Origin of the sequence: Streptomyces sp. NBC_00667, assembly GCF_036226825.1 — a bacterium.
Taxonomy (GTDB): domain Bacteria; phylum Actinomycetota; class Actinomycetes; order Streptomycetales; family Streptomycetaceae; genus Streptomyces.
On sequence record NZ_CP109022.1, the window covers coordinates 6,857,354 to 6,872,606 of the forward strand.

Here is a 15,253-nt window from a genome sequence, read left to right on the forward strand (position 1 = left end):
CCGCTTCACGGAGAAGTAGAGGTGGCGTCGCCGGTCGAGAACGATGTCATTGCCTCGCCCATGATTCCCATGAGTGTTTCGTCGTCACCCTCTTGAAGTGGTCCATCACCGGTAGGCGGTCGTAGACCATGGCTGCAGTGATTTCGTTCGGGAATTCAATTCCTTCGAGGCCGTGCGGGACGACGGGTTTCACTTTCTGCGCCGGGTGGAAGTTCTTGCGCCAGCAAAGGGTTTCCGTGACGAGCGAGCCGCGGTGGACTGAGCTTGTTCGTTCGCATGGCCAGAACCGCGCCACTGTTTGGACTTATTAATGCATCGTTCGACCGTGTTGCACTGTTTGTACGCCTCGGCGTTAAAGGCCGGTCGGCAGCCTCCGGCGCGGCCTCGCCCGGCCGGTGAACGACCTGGCCGGATTGCCGGGGTACGACAGCCCGGATCCCGCGTCGGCGGAGATGCATCCGGACCGCGCTGGATGAATACGCGCGGTCCGCCAGGACCGCATCTGGCCGGACCCGTGTGGACGAGCCGGGTTTGAAGCGGTCATCGCTGCTGAGCGGCTCTGCGTACCGCGCGCCTGGTCTGGCACAGGAGATCCCAGGCCAACGTGACGGCGGCGATGAACATACAGCTGCTGGCTGCCATCGAGGACCCTATGCCGATCCCTCGTGCGCAGAAGGCGACCCAGGGGGCCGCGCTGCCGAGGTCCCACACGGGCCGTTGCGGCCAGTGAGCAGAGACCATGTCGCTCATGAACCAGCCTGTCAGGGCGAGCAGCGTCAGCCAGAACCCCGCGAGTACCAGCTTCCGCGCAGCCGGCCGCCGCTCCCACACTCCACCCATGGCCCCCCCGTTGTCGGACTGGCCACTATAGGGGCCTTCCGGTGTGGGAACCCTCCCGCCTACGTCGTCTCTACCGGCGAGTAGCGTCGCGGGCATGGAATCGCTGATGGGCCTCGTCGTGTTGACCTTGTTCGCGCTCTCCGCGTTCTTCGCCGGCTGGGGCACGGTACGGCTTCTGCGCCGCGCGCGCCTCGGCTGGTACGTGGGCGTACCGCTGCTCGTCACCGTGGGCTCCGGCTACGGTGTGGCCTGGTTGCTGTGGCCGTCTTACTACATCGGTCCGGCTGTCCTGGTGTGGTGGGGCTGCGCATTCTTCGGAAACATCTCAGGCTGGTTCTGCCCAGCCCGAGGACTCCACGCTTAGGCCGTCTCTCTTTGATCCATTCGTCAGTTAGTCGGATGTGTCTGTCCGGTTAGCAATCACCGGTGTGATGTGGGCTCGGACCGAGCCGTTAATGCCGGCAGATCCGGCCCGTGGACGCCGGTGGGCCGACCACCGCCGCACTCTTGAGGTCATCGCATGGAAGTACCGCACCTGTTTGCCTCTTGCGACCTCCCCTGAAGAACTGGGTTCGTTCCAGACAGCCCACAAAGGCCTGCTCCGGTGGGCAGTCGACGGCACGTGGCAACGGATCTTCAGAGCGGTCCTCTCTGCGGCGGATGCCGGCGACGACACCGGCTGGACCGTATCGGTGGACTCCACTGTGTGCCTGGCTCACCAGCACGCAGGAGGTGCGGGGAAAAAGGGGCGGCCGGCCGGGCCGAGTCCGCAGACGACGCGCTCGGACGCTCCCGTGGCGGCCTGAGCACGAAAGTCCACCTGGCCAGCGGCGACCGAGCCCGGCCCCTCGCCCTCTTCGTGACAGCAGGCCAGGCCGGGGATGCACCCGCCTTCGAAGCCGCCATTGGCCCGAATCCGGGTCCCTCGGTCTGTCGCGGAAGGCCCAGAACGCGACCCACGGCAGTCCTCGCGGACCGGGCCTGCTACTCCCGCGCGATCCGCGGGTATCTCCGCCTTCGCGGCATCCGGGCAGTCATCCCGCAGCATGCTGACCAGATCGGTCACCGCGTGCGGCGCGGGCAGCGCGGTGGCCGACCGCCGGCCTTCGACGCGGAGACCTACAAGCAGCGGAACACCGTCGAGCGGTGCATCAACCGCTTCAAGCAGCGACGCGGCCTGGCCATGCGAACTGACAAGCTTGCCATTGCCTTCCAGGCCGCACTCCACCTCGCCGCCATCCTCATCCGGACCGCAGCTGACCAACGGCAACGAAGTAGCTAGGAGCTCCCATCTCCCTCGACGTTGGCAATCATCGTGCGCAGCACCTTGAGCGCGGACACGTACTCCTCGTCACTGATGCCCTTATGGACCTCGGCACGCAGCTCCGTGGCCAGCTCACGCAGCCGAACCCTGGCAGCCTCACCGGAATCGGTGAGGTGCAGGTCCTGTCCGGCGTCGATGCTCAGCCAACCACGGTGCAGCAGCTGGTCGATGACCCGAGGGATCTCGTGCTGCCCGCCCGCAAGGGGGGTCAGCTGGGCGACCACCTCTTCACGGCTGGGTGCCGTGGGGCCGCCGACTACTCGGTTGAGTACCCAGTACTGCGGCTGGGTTACATCGATCCTGGCCATGGCATCACGCAAACGCCGCGTCACAGCCTCGTTGACGAGGCCGGCCCAATAGCCGATGGGCTGGCTGGCCAACATGTCGTCTGTGGCGGCGGGATCAGCCGGCGCCTGGTCAGTGGTGCTGCCGCTTAACGGTTTCATGATCGCGACGCTACACCCCCGTCGTGCAGGTGGACACTGTCGAACGCTGGATCTCCGCCTCAGCACTTCGCGGCCTGGCCGAGCGCACCGGAGGGTTCGCCATCGCTACCAATTGACCCCGTCTCGCCCGTAGTTCGGATCGCCTCAGTGCCGACCAAAGAGACAGGCCCCTCGGCCGTGTATCGAAAGTGGATCTTGGGTTGTGGATGATCACGGTTCATGCGTCGGGGAGATCTCACGGATGAACAGTTGGCGCTGTTGGCGCCGTTGGCGCCGTTGTCGCCGAAGGGGATGAAGGCGGGGCGGCCGCCCGTCTGGCCCCGGCGGCAGCTGATCGGCGGCATAAGGTTTCGGGTCCGTACCGGCGTGCCGTGGCGGGACGTGCCAGTCGAGTACGGGCCGTGGGGCCGGATCTACGACCTCTTCCGCCGATGGCAGCGGGATGGCAGCTGGCACCGGGTCCTTACCCGGCTCCGGTCCCTGGCCGACGCGAAGGGTGCGATCACTTGGGACCTGAGCGTCGACTCCACGGTGTGCCGCGCTCACCAGCATGCGGCCGCTGCCCGCAAGTGGGGTGACCTGTAGAGGAACCACCGGGAGGTGTCTTCACCGAGCCCGGAGATCATGGGCTGGGACGCTCCCGCGGCGGGTGCACAACTTAGTTGCACGTGGCCGTCGAACAGGCCGGAGGCCCATGTCGATCGTGATCACGGCTGGGCAGCGCGGTGACTCGCCGCAGTCGAACGTGTGCTGGAGAAGGTCCGCGTGCCCCGCATCGGACCCGGCCGGCCACCTGTCCTCCCCAATCGCGTGAGGGCTGACAAGGCGTACGCCTCCCGCAGGAACCGCGCCTACCTGCGCCGACGCGGCTTCCGTTGCACCATCCCAGACAAGGCCGACCAGGCACGTAACCGCAAGAAGCTGGGCGCTCTCGGTGGCCGGCCGCCCAGATTCGACTACGAGGACTACGAGGACTACGAGGACTACGAGGACTACGAGGCTCGGCATGCGGTCGAGTGTGGAATCAACCGACTCAAAAGGCACCGAGCTGTGGCCACCCGCTTCGACAAACTCGCGGTCCGCTACGAGGCGACCGTCCTCGTAGCGGCCATCAACGAGTGGTTGTGACGTACTGGTCCCACGACAACTCGAACACCCGTACTCGCCGACCACCGGCGGGATTAACGGTCTCACGGACCGGATGCATCCCCAGTTTGGTCATGATCCGTTCGGAGGCGTCGTTGCCCACTTGAGCGATGCTGACGATCCGCTCCAGCTCTCGCTCTTCGAACCCGAACCGTACAGCGGCCGCAGCGGCCTCGGTGGCCAAGCCCTGCCCCCAGTGGGAACGTCCCAGCCGCCAGCCGACCTCAACCGCCGGCAGTACCTCCGGCAAGTAATGGGGCACCGAAAGGCCGGTGAACCCGGCCAGCTCGCCAGTGGACCGGATCTCCACGGCGAACAGGCCGAAGCCCTGCGACTCCCACTCGCTCTCCCACGCCTGGACCCGGCCGCGAGTCTGCTGTTCGTCAAGGACGCCGCCGTCACGTATCCACCGCATGACCTCGGGGTCGGCATTGACGGCAGCCATGGGCGCAACGTCTTCCTCGCGCCAGCGACGCAGGATCAAACGGGGAGTCTCAAGCATGACCATCCAATCATTCTTGATCACAAATGGGCTCTCCGTCATCCTCACCAGGCACTTTCAATAGGGAGAGGTGCGCGACCCACTTCGCCGGGTCCAGGGTCTCGTAGGCGAACGGGCTCTTGGTGTCCCCTGACCCTTCGAAGGTGGCCTCCATCGATTGGTTCCAGCTCGCGATGATCCCACCGGGGCCGATCCTGAGGATGCTGAAAGGTCCGACATCAATGTGCGGCTGGCGCAGGGTGACCTTCCCGAACCACGGGTGGGCCGCCTCCCTCGTGAGATGGGGTGTCTGCGGTCGTACGAAGTCCGCACCGCCGGTCAGAACCTTCACGCGCATGGAGCCGATGAAGTCCAGTGTGGGCAGCGGTGGTGGGAGGTTCACGGCCGGCGTGGCGCCGAAGGCGTTCGGGCTGAGGCTGATGGTCTGCCCGATGGGTGGGAGCGAGGCAGGTGAGTGCGAGGCGGCGAAGGCGCGGCCGAAGGGTGATACCAGCCGCCGAGTGGCTCCGACAACGCCTTCGGTCAGGAAGTGCCGATCAGCTGCTGATCCGCTCCGGGTTGGCAGCCGGGCCGGTTCTGCCGCGACCGTGACCACTCAGAGCTCCTGACATCGGTCAACGTTCGGTGACCGGCAGGACAGGGGTAGAGCGCGGTGACGGCGCGACTGTCACGCCCCGCGCCGCGCGGCACAGCTCCGCCACGTCCGCATTCCCCGCCGCAGGCCGCACTGGGCGCCCGTCTCGCCTGTACAGGTCCGGGCCCACGGCCTCTGGGGGCGTGGGCCCGGACCTGTCGGTTGAGGTGTCAGGTGCGGTCGTCCATTTCGTCCTGAACGTCGTCAAAACTCCGCTGGCCCTGCTGCCGGGCCTGGTCGGTGCGCTGCCTCAGGCGCTCCTGCTCCGACTGGCCCTTCTGCTTCGCTTCGTCCTGCTCGCCTTGCAGCTTCTTCTTGGCCTGCTGAGCCTTCGCCTGCATCTCGTCTTTGATGCCCATGAGGGTGCTCCGCTCGTGTGGGGGGAGGGACTCGTCGAGCCTGGCACGGAGGACGGAGGGGCGCCTGATCTCGCTGCCCTGTTCGGGTGAGGCGTAGCGCTAGGGGTCAAGTTCACTCCGGTAGATCTGGCCGGAAGGATGCCGCTGACAGCCGTGAAGAGCTTCGGAATGGACCCTGTTTCAGGGGCAGCCGGTGCCGGAAGGCTGGGATCAGACGCGCAGGGAGTCCGGGGCGTCGGTGGGCCGGCCGGCGCCGCCGGGAAAGCTGCCATTGGCGGTGCTGGGGGAGGCGCAGGTGATTGAACGGTTCCGTTCGCAGGCCGGCACCGCCAGCCTGACAGGCGGCGGCCACGGCCAGCAGCATTCTCAGGGACAGCAGCAGCACCCCGGTGCCTGCGACCAGCACGAAGTAGGCGGCGCAGCCGCCGAGGAGCAGGACCACCCCGCCCACCAGCGTCGTCACGTTAACCAGCGCCGGCACGCCCGTCGGCGCCGAGGAGCCCGCGAAGCACCAGCTCCGCCGCACCCGGCGTTCCTCCGCACGACCATCACCCCCGCGGGGGAGGACCGTCGGCCGACCCCTCCCCGGTTGCCCGGGTCAGAGGCGCTTGGCGCTGCGCAGGGTGGCGGCGTAGTAGCCGTTGCCGTCGAGGCGCGACGCGCCGCCCTTGTCGCCGATGGTGGGGCCGTTGGCCTCCTCGCGGCTCGATATGAAGATCTTGTGGCCGTCGGTGTCGTTGCCCAGGTACATGCCGGTGTGGTCCAGCCGCTCGCCGGTGCGCGCGTCGAGTTTGAAGAACACCAGGTCGCCCGGCTGGAGGACGTCGATGGAGGCGGGCCGGTCCTTCGCGGCGACGCCCTTGAGCGGAAGCACGTCCACGCCGATCTTCGAGCGGGCCATGCCGTTGGCGCTACGGGGCAGCCCGGTGCCGCCCGAGTCGGTGGCCATCAGCGGGAAGCGGCTGCGGTAGCCGAAGACGGTGCGCATGAAGCCGGAACAGTCCATGTCCCGGAACTTGGCCTTCTCGGGCTGCTCCGTCGTGCCGTCGCGGAAGGTGTACGGGATGCCGAGGTAGTCGTAGAAGTCGGACTGCTCCAGGCGCAGGTCGTTTCCCTCGGAGCCGCTCGGGTTGATCGGCCCGAACGCCGCGTCGCCCGCGTACTGGACGCCCGCCGCGTCCTTCTTCACCGGGGCTTTGTCGCCGTACTGGAAGGCGATCGCGAAGATGTCGTCCTCCTCGCTGCCGTAGTACTTCTTGAACCAGTCCTGGAACCACTGTTCGCGTTCCGCGCCGGCCCGCCAGGGTTCGGGCAGGAGGCGGACCCAGGTGTCGGTGACGACCCGGGTCTGTGTGGTGGCCGGCTCGGTGAAGGTGCGGCTCTTGCCGGTCAGCGTCGCGGTCCGGGCTCCGTCCGTGAACGTCGCGAGGACCGCACCGTCGCCGCTGCGCAGCACCGAGCGCTGCGGGTTCTGCAGCCGCTCCCACTTCTGGGTGCCGTCCTGTCCGCCCTTGGCGCCGCCCTTCGCCGCCTGGTCGGTCACGCGCACGGCGGCGGGCGCCTGGGCCTGCTCCTCCTTGCGCAACTCGTAGGTGAGGTAGGCGCTGGCGGCCAGCAGGCTCGTCACCACGAAGGCGTGCAGGACGGGACGGGCGCGACGGGCGGGTTTGACGGTCATCGTTGCTCCGGGCGGTACGGCGGACGGCGTTGCGGGTGGTCGGGCGCGGCGTCGGTCAGGCGTGCGGCAGGAAGCCCAGCAGGATGCCCGACGTCAGGACCACGTACGTCATGAGGGTCGCGGACCCGGTCGCGAGGAGCGTGGCGCCCTTGGGCTGGCGGACCAGCTGGTAGGCGATGAGTCCCGGGACGATGAAACCGAGGGTCTGGTTGGCGTACAGCAGGGGGAACTTCATCTGCAGCACGATGACCACCGTGGCCTGCAGGAGCACGCCGATGAGGACGACGGCGGCGAACAGCCGCTTGCCGTAGAGGATCACGAACTTCTGCGTGACGAGAGTCAGCACGTACGTCAGTACGGTGATGCCCACGACGAGGGCCGCCCGCTGCAGGTCCTCGATGAGGGTGAGGGCGAGCCATCCCGGGGTGATCATGCCGCCGGGGGAGAGGTTCGTGGTCAGGTAGCACAGCAGGGAGAAGAGCAGGCCCAGTGCGATGCCGATCGCGGCGATCTCGGGGGTGAGGACTGCGGGGATCAACGGGGCTCTCCTGGATAGTGCTGCTGCGGGTCGTACCACTGCGGGTCTTGCGACTGCGGGTCGTGTGAATGTGGTGGGTACGGCTGCGGGTCGTGCGGCTGCGGGTGACCGGGCCACGGCTGTTCGAGCGGCGGCTGCTGCCGGGCGGGCCCGGGGTACGGCGTCTGGTGGTACTCGGCCTGCGGGTACTGCGGCTGGTGGTGGGCCGGCTGCGGGTACTGCGCCGCGCCCCCGTCGGGCTGCTGCCGGACGTACTGCCTCGGCACGGGCGGTTGCGCGTACCGCGCCTCCTGAGCGGCGGTGAGGTCCGCGTACGGGTCCAGGTGCGGGGCGTACTGGGGCTGTTGCGCTCGGGCCTGTCGGACCGGCTCGGGGGCGGGCTCGTCCTCGAAGCCGGGGAGTTCCGCGAGGTGCTCCAGGAGGATCTCCCCCTGACCGTGGATGTTGCCGATGGCGACCAGCGAGGACTGCTCGCCCAGGTGGCCGAGCAGCTCGTGCATGAACTCCTCGCCGTCGCGCTGGTCGCCCCCGAGGTCGACGGCGCGCGAACGCCACTCGGCGGGGATCGCGTCGATGGCGCTCTTGGCGGGGTGCCCGATCACGAAGACCTTCTCGGGCATCAGGTCGGGCACGATCTGCCCCATCTGACCGTTGCGCTCGACCCGGTCCGGCCGGCAGTTGATCACCACGTTCAACGGGCGGTCGACGGCCCCGAGGTCGAGGAGCTGGTTGATGTTCATCAGCGTGGACTCGGGGTCGTTCGCGGCGAAGACGTTGGCGAAGCGCACCCGCTTGCCGCCGGGCGCGACGTACCGTTCCACGGACAGCACGCCCGGGTCCGGCGGGGCGTCGTACATCCCCTGGAGGGCGGTCTCCCGGTCGACGCCGAGCAGTTCGGCGACGGTCAGCGCGATGGCGACGTTCTCCTTGAAGGTGAACCAGCTGAACCCGCGCAACTCCTCGTCGCTGACGGTGTCGGGGTCGGCGTAGACGAGCTTGCAGTCACGCGCGTCCGCCTCCTCCTGGAGGACGTGGAAGCGCTCCTTCTCCGCGGTGACGCAGATCCCGCCGTGCGGCATCGACCGCGACAGGGAGCGCCCGATGTCGTCGAGCGTGGGGCCCATCTCGGCGACGTGGTCCTCGCGGACGTTGCACAGCACGCCGATGGTCGACTGGATCAGCTTGGACTGGTTGATCTCCTGGAGTGCCGGCATGACCGCCATGCATTCCATGACCAGCGCGTCCGGCCGGTAGGCGGCGGCGCGCCGGACGATGCCGATCTGTTCGACGACGTTGGCGATGCCGAACTTGCGGTAGACGGGCTCCTCGGTGGCGTCCGGGTGGATGAAGCGGGCCGCGGTGCCGGTGGTCTTGGCGACCGTGCGCAGCCCGCCGCCGCGCAGCGCCCCGGCGCAGAGCCGGGTGATGGAACTCTTGCCGCGGATGCCGTTGACGAGGACCCGGTGGGGTATCCGGTCGAGGTTGGCGTAGTGCCGCCGCTGCTCGATGATGCCCGCGACCAGCATGACCAGGCAGCTGACGAGCAGCACGCAGTAGAGGAAGAGCACGGCGGATCAGTTCCTTCCGGCCGGGGCGGCGCCGGTCCGGCCGGCGCCGCCGCCGGCGTCCCGCTTGCGCTGCTCCTGCAGCTGCTGACGGATGACTTCGAGGCTGCGGGTGACGGCTCCGACCTCGTCGTGGTGTGTGGGGTAGAGGACGGTGCGGCGGTCGCCGTCGGCGAGGGCCTCCGCCCGCTCGGCGAGGGAGCGCAGCGGTCGCACCACGATGATGTGCAGCCAGCCGAGGCAGGCCGCCGCGCCGGTGAGGCCGAGCAGTCCGGCCAGCACGGTGCGGTTCTGCGCGGTGTAGGGGGCGATCTCCAGGCCCTTGGCCTGTTGCAGGCTGACGACCGTCCATCCGAGCGGCTGGGCCACGCCCCCGCCCGTCAGCGGTGCGGCGGCGGCGATGGAGGTCCCTCCGTCGCGGATGACGCCGGCGCGGGCGCCGGGACCCTTGCCCGTCTTCTGGTTCGCGCTCGTCACCAGCGCGTCGAGCCGGTCGTTCGGCAGTCGCGCGAAGGCGAGGTAACCGCTGTTCCCGCCGACCACGCGGTGCTTGCCGTCGACCACGCGGACCTCGCCCAGGCCCGGACGCTTGAGCAGTGCGTTGATGAAGTCGATGCGCAGCTCGCCGACCACCGCCGCGCCGCCCAGGGCGGGCGCCTCGGCGTACTCGGTGATCACCGGCTCGTGGCCGCTGTCGATCACGGTCACCGGTTCGCGGGAGGGTCCCTTGCCGCCGAGGTGGTGGGGCGCGGCGCCGGCCCGGGCCATGACGGTGCCGTCGGACCTCAGCACGTAGAGCGACGCATAGCGCGCGTGTTGGGTGCGGGTGCGTTCCAGTAGGTCCGTCACCTCGGCGGGGGTGGTCTTGGCGCCGAGGACGGAGGCCACGGAGGTAAGGTCGGCGTGGCCTTCGTTGAGGGCGCGGCGCACCCGGTCGGCGAGGGTGTCGGTGCGCTCGCGCTGGTCGTCGACGATCGTCTGGGGCACCTTGACGGAGGTTCCCGCGCGGTTGAGCGTCAGCAGGAGCGGCGCGGACCATGCCAGCAGGAGGAGGGCGCACACCGCGATCAGGGCGCGCGTTCCGATCCGGCCGCGGCGGCCCGGGCGAGGGCCGTCGGCGGAGGCGCCCGGCTCGCCGAGCGCCTGGCGGCGCAGTCGGTCGAGGGCGGCGCCGATACGGGCCGCCTCGCCGTACTTGGGGAGGGTGACCGGCCGGTTCAGGTCACCGCGGCCGATCCGGCGGCTTTCGAGGAACAGTTGGAGCAGCGGGCGCTGCACGGTGACGACGAGCAGGGCCACGGCGATCGCGCCGAGGACCAGCAGGGCGCCGGCGGCGGCGAGCCAGAAGAAGGAGTCGCCGACGGCGGAGCCCTGTTCGGTGACGCCGACGAACGAGACGACGGTGAGCCCGAGGGCGGTGGCATCGGTGCCCTCGCCGGGCGCCGGTCCGGCGAGCTTGGCGTAGCCGGCCACGGAGCGGTGACCTGACGCGGCGTCTCCCAGCAGACTGCCGCTGACGCCGGGGAAGCCGCCGGAGCCCGGCTCCTTGGACTGGAGCGGGTGCTGCTTCGCCTTCTGCGCCGTCGTCTTCGCGAACGCGTCGAGCTGCTTGCGCTCGCGTCCCGCGTCGGCGACGCCGCTGCTGTCCAGGACTTGTCCGGAGGCGTCGAGGACGGCGATGGCGCGGCCCTTGCCCAGGCTGACGCCCGGCACCCGCAGGCTGTTGGAGGCGACCAGGAGCTGTTGCGGGCGACCCTGCCAGGAGAGCAGGGCCAGGGTCAGGAGGCGGGTCTCGCCGTTTTCGAGCCGCACCATGCGGGGGGCGAGGCCGTTCGGGGCGTTGAGGGTCGTCAGGTCGAGGGCGGTCAGGGGCAGGTTCTCGCCGCGCTGCGCTTCGAGCCGTCCCGACTTGATCTCGATCACGGCCGTGCCGCGCCACTTCTGGTAGACGTTGCCGAGCTTGTCGAGCACCGAGTCCGGTGAGACGGGCTCGCCCGCGCTGAACAGCGAAGCGGTCCGGCCGATGTCGGTGACGCTCTCGTCGAGCGAGGCGCGCAGGGCGATGGCGCCGTCCTCGGCGAAATGCTGCTGGGAAGTGAGGACGGCAGGCGGTACTGTGCCCTTGCCCACGTGGCCGAGTTGGAACGCGGTGAGGGCGGCGAGGGTCAGCAACAAGGCGGACAGGGCTGCGATGGGCGGGCGGATGCCACCCAGCAGGGACATGTCCGCCCTACGGCGGGTCCGGCGCCGCCGCCTCGATCGCGACGCGGCCAACAGAGGCTCCTCTTCGTTCTGTCCTGGAGCCGGTGTGGCCGAGGGATTGCATGGTCTGGTTACGGGGCGGTCCGGAGAAGCTCGGGTTGTCGTGCCGCCGGGTAAACGGAGTACGCCACTCCGCTATTTTTATATGACTATGAGCGCACAGTCGACCAGGCGAGTAACAATTGCGGCACTGTGCGCAGCGTTTGCTCTGCTATGTACCGGTTTGACGCTTTTCCTGGTGCGGCCGGACGCGACGCCGCCCCCTCGGCAGGCCGCGTCGGCGCCACAGCCCTCCCCCGACAACGACCTCGTGCGGCGGATCGCCCTCTTCACCGCGGGCTTCGGCGAGCGCGGGGGTTACCGCGTCCCCACGAGCGAGGAACGATCGACGCTCACTCGGGGCGTCGCCCTCCTGCTCGACGGTGACCCGCAGGCCGCGCGGGCACGGCTCGAGACCGTCGGCTTCACCCTGCACACCCTGACGGACGGCGTCAGTGGCCGACGGTACGCGGAGGTCGCGGACGGGGCGGGGGAATCGGGCCGCGGCAGCCGCGGCTGGGGCCGGGTGTACGTGGACCTCGACCACCCACCGCGCTGGTCGGTACAGGTCCCCCACCCCATCGCCGACGCCCGCACCGAGCTCCTCGGCGCCCGCGTGCTGCGCGGGGCGCCCGGCGGGGTGATGGTGATCGCCGGGGCCCACCGCAACGCGGCCAAGGACGGGTCGGCCGACATGGCCCACCGCACGGACTCCGTCTTCCACGGTGTGATCGACGAGCTGATGCGCCGCGAACTCCCGGGCATCCAGTTGCACGGCTTCGCCAACGAGTCCTTCCCCGGCCGCGACGCGGTGGTCTCCACGGGCGCCGGCGACAAGGCCGTGGCGGACGCCGCCCGGTTGACCGCGGCCCTGCGGGGCGACGGCCGCCAGGTATGTACGGCGTACTCCGGCCGGTGCCGGCTCTCGGGGACGGAGAACGAACAGGGCCAGGTCGCTGCCGGGGAGAACGTACGGTTCCTGCACCTGGAGCTGAACAGGACGGTCCGCGGGGACGACGAGGGACTCGACCGGACGGCGGCAGCGATCGCGACCCTCACGAACAGCTGGGCCGCGGGCTGACGACGGCGACCGGGGTACGCCCGTACGGCGCCGGCGGCGCCGCCCCCTTCGGCGTCTCGCCGCCCCGCCCGGGCGGCGCCGCCGCTCTCAGCGTTTCGCGGTCGCCTCGATCCGGTCGGCCGCCCACCGCGCCCAGTCGCGGCGCATGGCGTTGAAGCGCAGGCCGTACTCCAGGGCGATCCGGCCGTAGAGCGAAAGGTCGTCATCGCCCCATTCGATGCTGTCGGCCAGCCGGCGCAGTTCCTCGCCGCCCTGTTCCGACATCTCGATCAGGTCCGCCAGGTACGCCTGCGCCTCGGCCGGCTCCAGCACCCCGAGGAAGAACACCCTCAGCAGGACATCGCTGCGGGTGTTGCGCTGGGGCTTGGTCCCGGTCAGCCAGTGCCGCAGTTCGGCGAGCCCCTCGTCGGTGAGGGTGTACTCCTTGCGACCGCGGGGCCCCTCGGCCGCCACCGCGATCCAGCCGACGCCCGCCAGCTTGGTCAGCTCCGTGTAGATCTGGCTCTGCGTGGCCGGCCAGACGTCGGCCAAGGAGGTCTCGAACCGCTTCAGCAGGTCGTAGCCGCTGGCGGGACGCTCCGACAAAAGGCCCAGAAGGGCGTGCTTGAGGCTCATGGACCCAGTCTACCTTCCACAGTTGACAGGTCACATCCGACCTTCTACTTTTGACATGTCAGAGCAGAACGGACCAAGCGTCATCACGAAAACGGGGAATCATGACCTACCTGCGCACCTTCCTGCCGTGGATCGTCTTCGCCGTCCTGCCGTCGGGGAGCTGGCAGTGGGCGGCACTGGCCGCCCTGGCGGTCGCGGTGACGGTCATCGCCCAGCAGGTGCGGGCCGGCGCCGGATTCGACGCGCTGATCATGGAACTGGGCTCGGCCGTCTTCTTCGCCGTGCTGGCCGCGATCGCCTTCGCCGATCCCCGCTCCGGTGTCCACGACTACTCGGCCGCACTTTCCTCCGCCACCCTCGCGGTCATCGCCGGCGTCTCGCTGGCCATCCGCAAGCCCTTCACCCTGGGCATCGCCAAGCGCACCACTCCGCGCGAGGTGTGGGGCCTGCGGCCCTTCGTCCGCACGAACGTCGTCATCACCGCCGTATGGACCGCCGCCTTCGCGCTGACCGCCTCGGTCCTGGCCTTCGTGGCCCACGCCGGGAACGCCCACTCGACCGCCGCCACCGTCATCCAGGTCGCCGGGTTCGCCATCCCGATGATCTTCACCGCCCGCTACGTCGCCCACGTCCAGGCGAAGGCCGGGCTCGCGGGGCGCTGAGTCCGCTCCCTCATTCGGCGTCCGCGGGCGGTGAGGACCGGTCAGACCGGGCGAGCGAAAGGGACTCGGGGCGTTCGAGGCGTTCGCGAGTCTCCGCGTCCAGCGGGACGCAGGTCACCAGGCGCGGGCCCGCGGCGGGTCCCAGCCACAGGTCGGTGTGCTCCAGGTGCAGCAGACCCACATGGCGGTTGCGGATGCACGTCGACTTCCCGCCCTGACCGACCACCTCGTGACGCGCCCTCGCCGTGGGCGGTACCGGCGGGGCGCCGACGATCTCGTGGAGGTAGCCCTCGGAGGCCGAGTGGCCCTCCGGGACGTTCAGTTCGCCGCCCTCCTCATGTTGACGACGAGGCTCACGGTGACCCAGGCGCCGCTGTGCCGGGCGGAGTGGCGGCGGCTGAGCGCCGTAGCCGACGAGGTCGCGCTGGTGCTCGGACAGGGCGGTGCTCGGACAGGGCGGCACCCTGCCGGCGGGTGTGCCGTCCACCGCGGTGGTGGGGCCGGGGCGGAACTCGGGCTTCCGCATCCCGTCGTCAAATTTACTGTTCAACTAAACATCCCGATGCAAAGATGATCTTCATGACGACGACGCGTGTGATCACCCAGCGGGGCATCGGCGGCTCCGACGTGCTGGAACTCGCCGAGACACCCCTCCCTGTGCCCGGCCCGGGCGAGGTGTTGGTCCGGGTGCGGGCCACCGGCATGAACCCGGCCGACTGGAAGGTCCGGGTCGGCAAGGTGGACTTCTTCGGGCCGCCGCCCTACGTCCTCGGCCACGAGTTCAGCGGCACCGTGGAACGGCTCGGCGAGGGCGTGGACCGCTTCGCGGAGGGCGAGGAGGTGTACGGCTGGACCGTGCCGCCGCACGGCAGCCACGCCGACCACGTCGTCGTACCCCAGGACCGGATCGCCCCCAAGCCCCGCACCCTCGACCACGTCGGCGCCGCGGCCCTGCCCATCTCGGGCTTCACCGCCTACCAGGCCCTGATCACCCTCGCGGACGTGGGGCCCGGCCACCGGGTGCTGATCCACGGTGCGGCCGGCGGCGTCGGCCACCTCGCCGTCCAGATCGCCAAGGCCCGGGGTGCGTACGTCATCGGCACGGCGAGCGCCGCCAAGCACGCGTACCTGCGGGACCTCGGCGTCGACGAGCTGATCGACTACACGGTGGCGGACTTCGGCGCGCTCCGCGACATCGACGCCGTACTGGACACCATCAGCCACGACTACGGGCCGCGCTCCCTCGGCACGCTCAAGCCGGGCGGCATCCTGGTGGACGTGGTCGGGGTCGGCGTCGACCGCACCGAGGTCACCGCCCGCGCCGCCGAACTGGACGTGCGATTCGTGGAGTTCTTCCTCGAGCCGACCCCTGCCGTACTGACCGACTTCGCCGCGCTGATCGACGGCCACGGCATCCGGCCCACCATCTCCGAGACCCTCCCGCTCACCGAGGCGGCGAAGGCGCACGAGCTCAGTGAGACCGGGCGGGTCCGGGGCAAGATCGTGCTGGTTCCGTAGGGTTCGTGCGGCCGGCGGCCGGCGGCCGGCGGTCGGGGGCGCGC

17 protein-coding genes and 2 pseudogenes are annotated in these 15,253 nt (G+C 69.6%); 6 read left to right on the top strand and 13 right to left on the bottom strand.

Translation table 11 applies throughout. The annotated features are described in order from the left end of the window. Positions 1 to 46 precede the first annotated feature (46 nt). Both OHA81_RS34680 and OHA81_RS34685 read right to left on the bottom strand, forming a co-directional pair. Positions 47 to 130 (bottom strand): DUF4334 domain-containing protein, encoded by an 84-nt coding sequence (locus OHA81_RS34680; RefSeq protein WP_329375225.1) that lies wholly within the window; start codon positions 128 to 130, stop codon positions 47 to 49. Between the two features lie 288 nt (positions 131 to 418). Next, positions 419 to 515: pseudogene (locus tag OHA81_RS34685) on the bottom strand (IS5/IS1182 family transposase); the annotation flags it as partial. Between the two features lie 419 nt (positions 516 to 934). Between OHA81_RS34685 and OHA81_RS31050 the strand changes: the two are divergent. Continuing rightward, positions 935 to 1,204 carry a hypothetical protein gene (locus tag OHA81_RS31050; RefSeq protein ID WP_329201468.1) on the top strand — a complete coding sequence of 90 codons (270 nt, stop codon included), beginning with the start codon at positions 935 to 937 and terminating at the stop codon, positions 1,202 to 1,204. Positions 1,205 to 1,241: 37 nt separating this feature from the next. Then, positions 1,242 to 2,122, top strand: a protein-coding gene (locus tag OHA81_RS31055) for an IS5 family transposase (RefSeq protein ID WP_329201470.1) whose coding sequence is annotated in 2 segments (ribosomal slippage) — positions 1,242 to 1,578 and positions 1,578 to 2,122 — 882 coding nt in all. Because the reading frame shifts where the segments join, the coding sequence is not laid out codon by codon here. Here OHA81_RS31055 and OHA81_RS31060 read toward each other — a convergent pair. Next, positions 2,119 to 2,610, bottom strand: a complete 492-nt coding sequence (locus OHA81_RS31060) for a MarR family winged helix-turn-helix transcriptional regulator (protein WP_329201471.1) — start codon at positions 2,608 to 2,610, stop codon at positions 2,119 to 2,121. The genes OHA81_RS31055 and OHA81_RS31060 overlap by 4 nt on opposite strands. A gap of 219 nt (positions 2,611 to 2,829) precedes the next feature. Here OHA81_RS31060 and OHA81_RS31065 point away from each other — a divergent pair. Further along, a pseudogene (locus tag OHA81_RS31065) lies at positions 2,830 to 3,738 on the top strand (IS5 family transposase). On the opposite strand, the gene OHA81_RS31070 reads toward OHA81_RS31065, so the two are convergent. The 8 genes from OHA81_RS31070 to OHA81_RS31105 form a co-directional block, all read right to left on the bottom strand. Continuing rightward, positions 3,722 to 4,258 (bottom strand): GNAT family N-acetyltransferase, encoded by a 537-nt coding sequence (locus tag OHA81_RS31070; RefSeq protein ID WP_329202632.1) that lies wholly within the window; start codon positions 4,256 to 4,258, stop codon positions 3,722 to 3,724. The pseudogene OHA81_RS31065 and the gene OHA81_RS31070 sit on opposite strands and share 17 nt — an antisense overlap. 10 nt (positions 4,259 to 4,268) lie before the next feature. Then, positions 4,269 to 4,853 (bottom strand): hypothetical protein, encoded by a 585-nt coding sequence (locus OHA81_RS31075; protein ID WP_329201473.1) that lies wholly within the window; start codon positions 4,851 to 4,853, stop codon positions 4,269 to 4,271. 209 nt (positions 4,854 to 5,062) lie between these two features. After that, entirely contained in the window at positions 5,063 to 5,251 is a 189-nt protein-coding gene (locus tag OHA81_RS31080) for a hypothetical protein (protein ID WP_329201475.1), read from the bottom strand. 112 nt (positions 5,252 to 5,363) lie between these two features. Further along, positions 5,364 to 5,714, bottom strand: a complete 351-nt coding sequence (locus OHA81_RS31085) for a hypothetical protein (protein ID WP_329201477.1) — start codon at positions 5,712 to 5,714, stop codon at positions 5,364 to 5,366. A 135-nt stretch (positions 5,715 to 5,849) separates the two neighbouring features. Further along, the gene (locus OHA81_RS31090) at positions 5,850 to 6,929 is read right to left on the bottom strand and encodes a C40 family peptidase (protein WP_329201479.1); all 1,080 of its coding nucleotides are present in this window, start codon (positions 6,927 to 6,929) and stop codon (positions 5,850 to 5,852) included. 55 nt (positions 6,930 to 6,984) lie between these two features. Then, on the bottom strand, positions 6,985 to 7,467 hold the full coding sequence (locus OHA81_RS31095) for a poly-gamma-glutamate biosynthesis protein PgsC/CapC (protein ID WP_136213015.1): 483 nt from the start codon (positions 7,465 to 7,467) through the stop codon (positions 6,985 to 6,987). Then, the gene (gene pgsB, locus OHA81_RS31100; protein WP_329201481.1) at positions 7,464 to 9,035 is read right to left on the bottom strand and encodes a poly-gamma-glutamate synthase PgsB; all 1,572 of its coding nucleotides are present in this window, start codon (positions 9,033 to 9,035) and stop codon (positions 7,464 to 7,466) included. Before pgsB ends, OHA81_RS31095 begins: the two co-directional genes overlap by 4 nt. Before the next feature lie 6 nt (positions 9,036 to 9,041). Beyond that, positions 9,042 to 11,255: a HAMP domain-containing protein gene (locus OHA81_RS31105; protein WP_329201483.1), complete on the bottom strand. Its 2,214-nt coding sequence runs from the start codon at positions 11,253 to 11,255 to the stop codon at positions 9,042 to 9,044. A 277-nt stretch (positions 11,256 to 11,532) separates the two neighbouring features. Here OHA81_RS31105 and OHA81_RS31110 point away from each other — a divergent pair, with 277 nt between their 5' ends. After that, positions 11,533 to 12,414 (top strand): hypothetical protein, encoded by an 882-nt coding sequence (locus OHA81_RS31110; protein ID WP_329201485.1) that lies wholly within the window; start codon positions 11,533 to 11,535, stop codon positions 12,412 to 12,414. A gap of 87 nt (positions 12,415 to 12,501) precedes the next feature. Here OHA81_RS31110 and OHA81_RS31115 read toward each other — a convergent pair whose 3' ends face one another. Further along, positions 12,502 to 13,029, bottom strand: coding sequence for a PadR family transcriptional regulator (locus tag OHA81_RS31115; protein WP_329201488.1), 528 nt, complete (start codon positions 13,027 to 13,029; stop codon positions 12,502 to 12,504). Positions 13,030 to 13,130: 101 nt separating this feature from the next. On the opposite strand from OHA81_RS31115, the gene OHA81_RS31120 reads away from it, so the two are divergent. After that, positions 13,131 to 13,691, top strand: a complete 561-nt coding sequence (locus OHA81_RS31120) for a hypothetical protein (RefSeq protein ID WP_329201490.1) — start codon at positions 13,131 to 13,133, stop codon at positions 13,689 to 13,691. A gap of 10 nt (positions 13,692 to 13,701) precedes the next feature. Here OHA81_RS31120 and OHA81_RS34690 read toward each other — a convergent pair whose 3' ends face one another. After that, positions 13,702 to 14,217, bottom strand: coding sequence for a hypothetical protein (locus OHA81_RS34690; protein ID WP_443056726.1), 516 nt, complete (start codon positions 14,215 to 14,217; stop codon positions 13,702 to 13,704). 53 nt (positions 14,218 to 14,270) lie between these two features. Here OHA81_RS34690 and OHA81_RS31130 point away from each other — a divergent pair, with 53 nt between their 5' ends. After that, complete coding sequence (locus tag OHA81_RS31130; RefSeq protein WP_329201493.1) at positions 14,271 to 15,209, top strand: NADP-dependent oxidoreductase; 939 nt, start codon at positions 14,271 to 14,273, stop codon at positions 15,207 to 15,209. Positions 15,210 to 15,253: the final 44 nt, after the last annotated feature.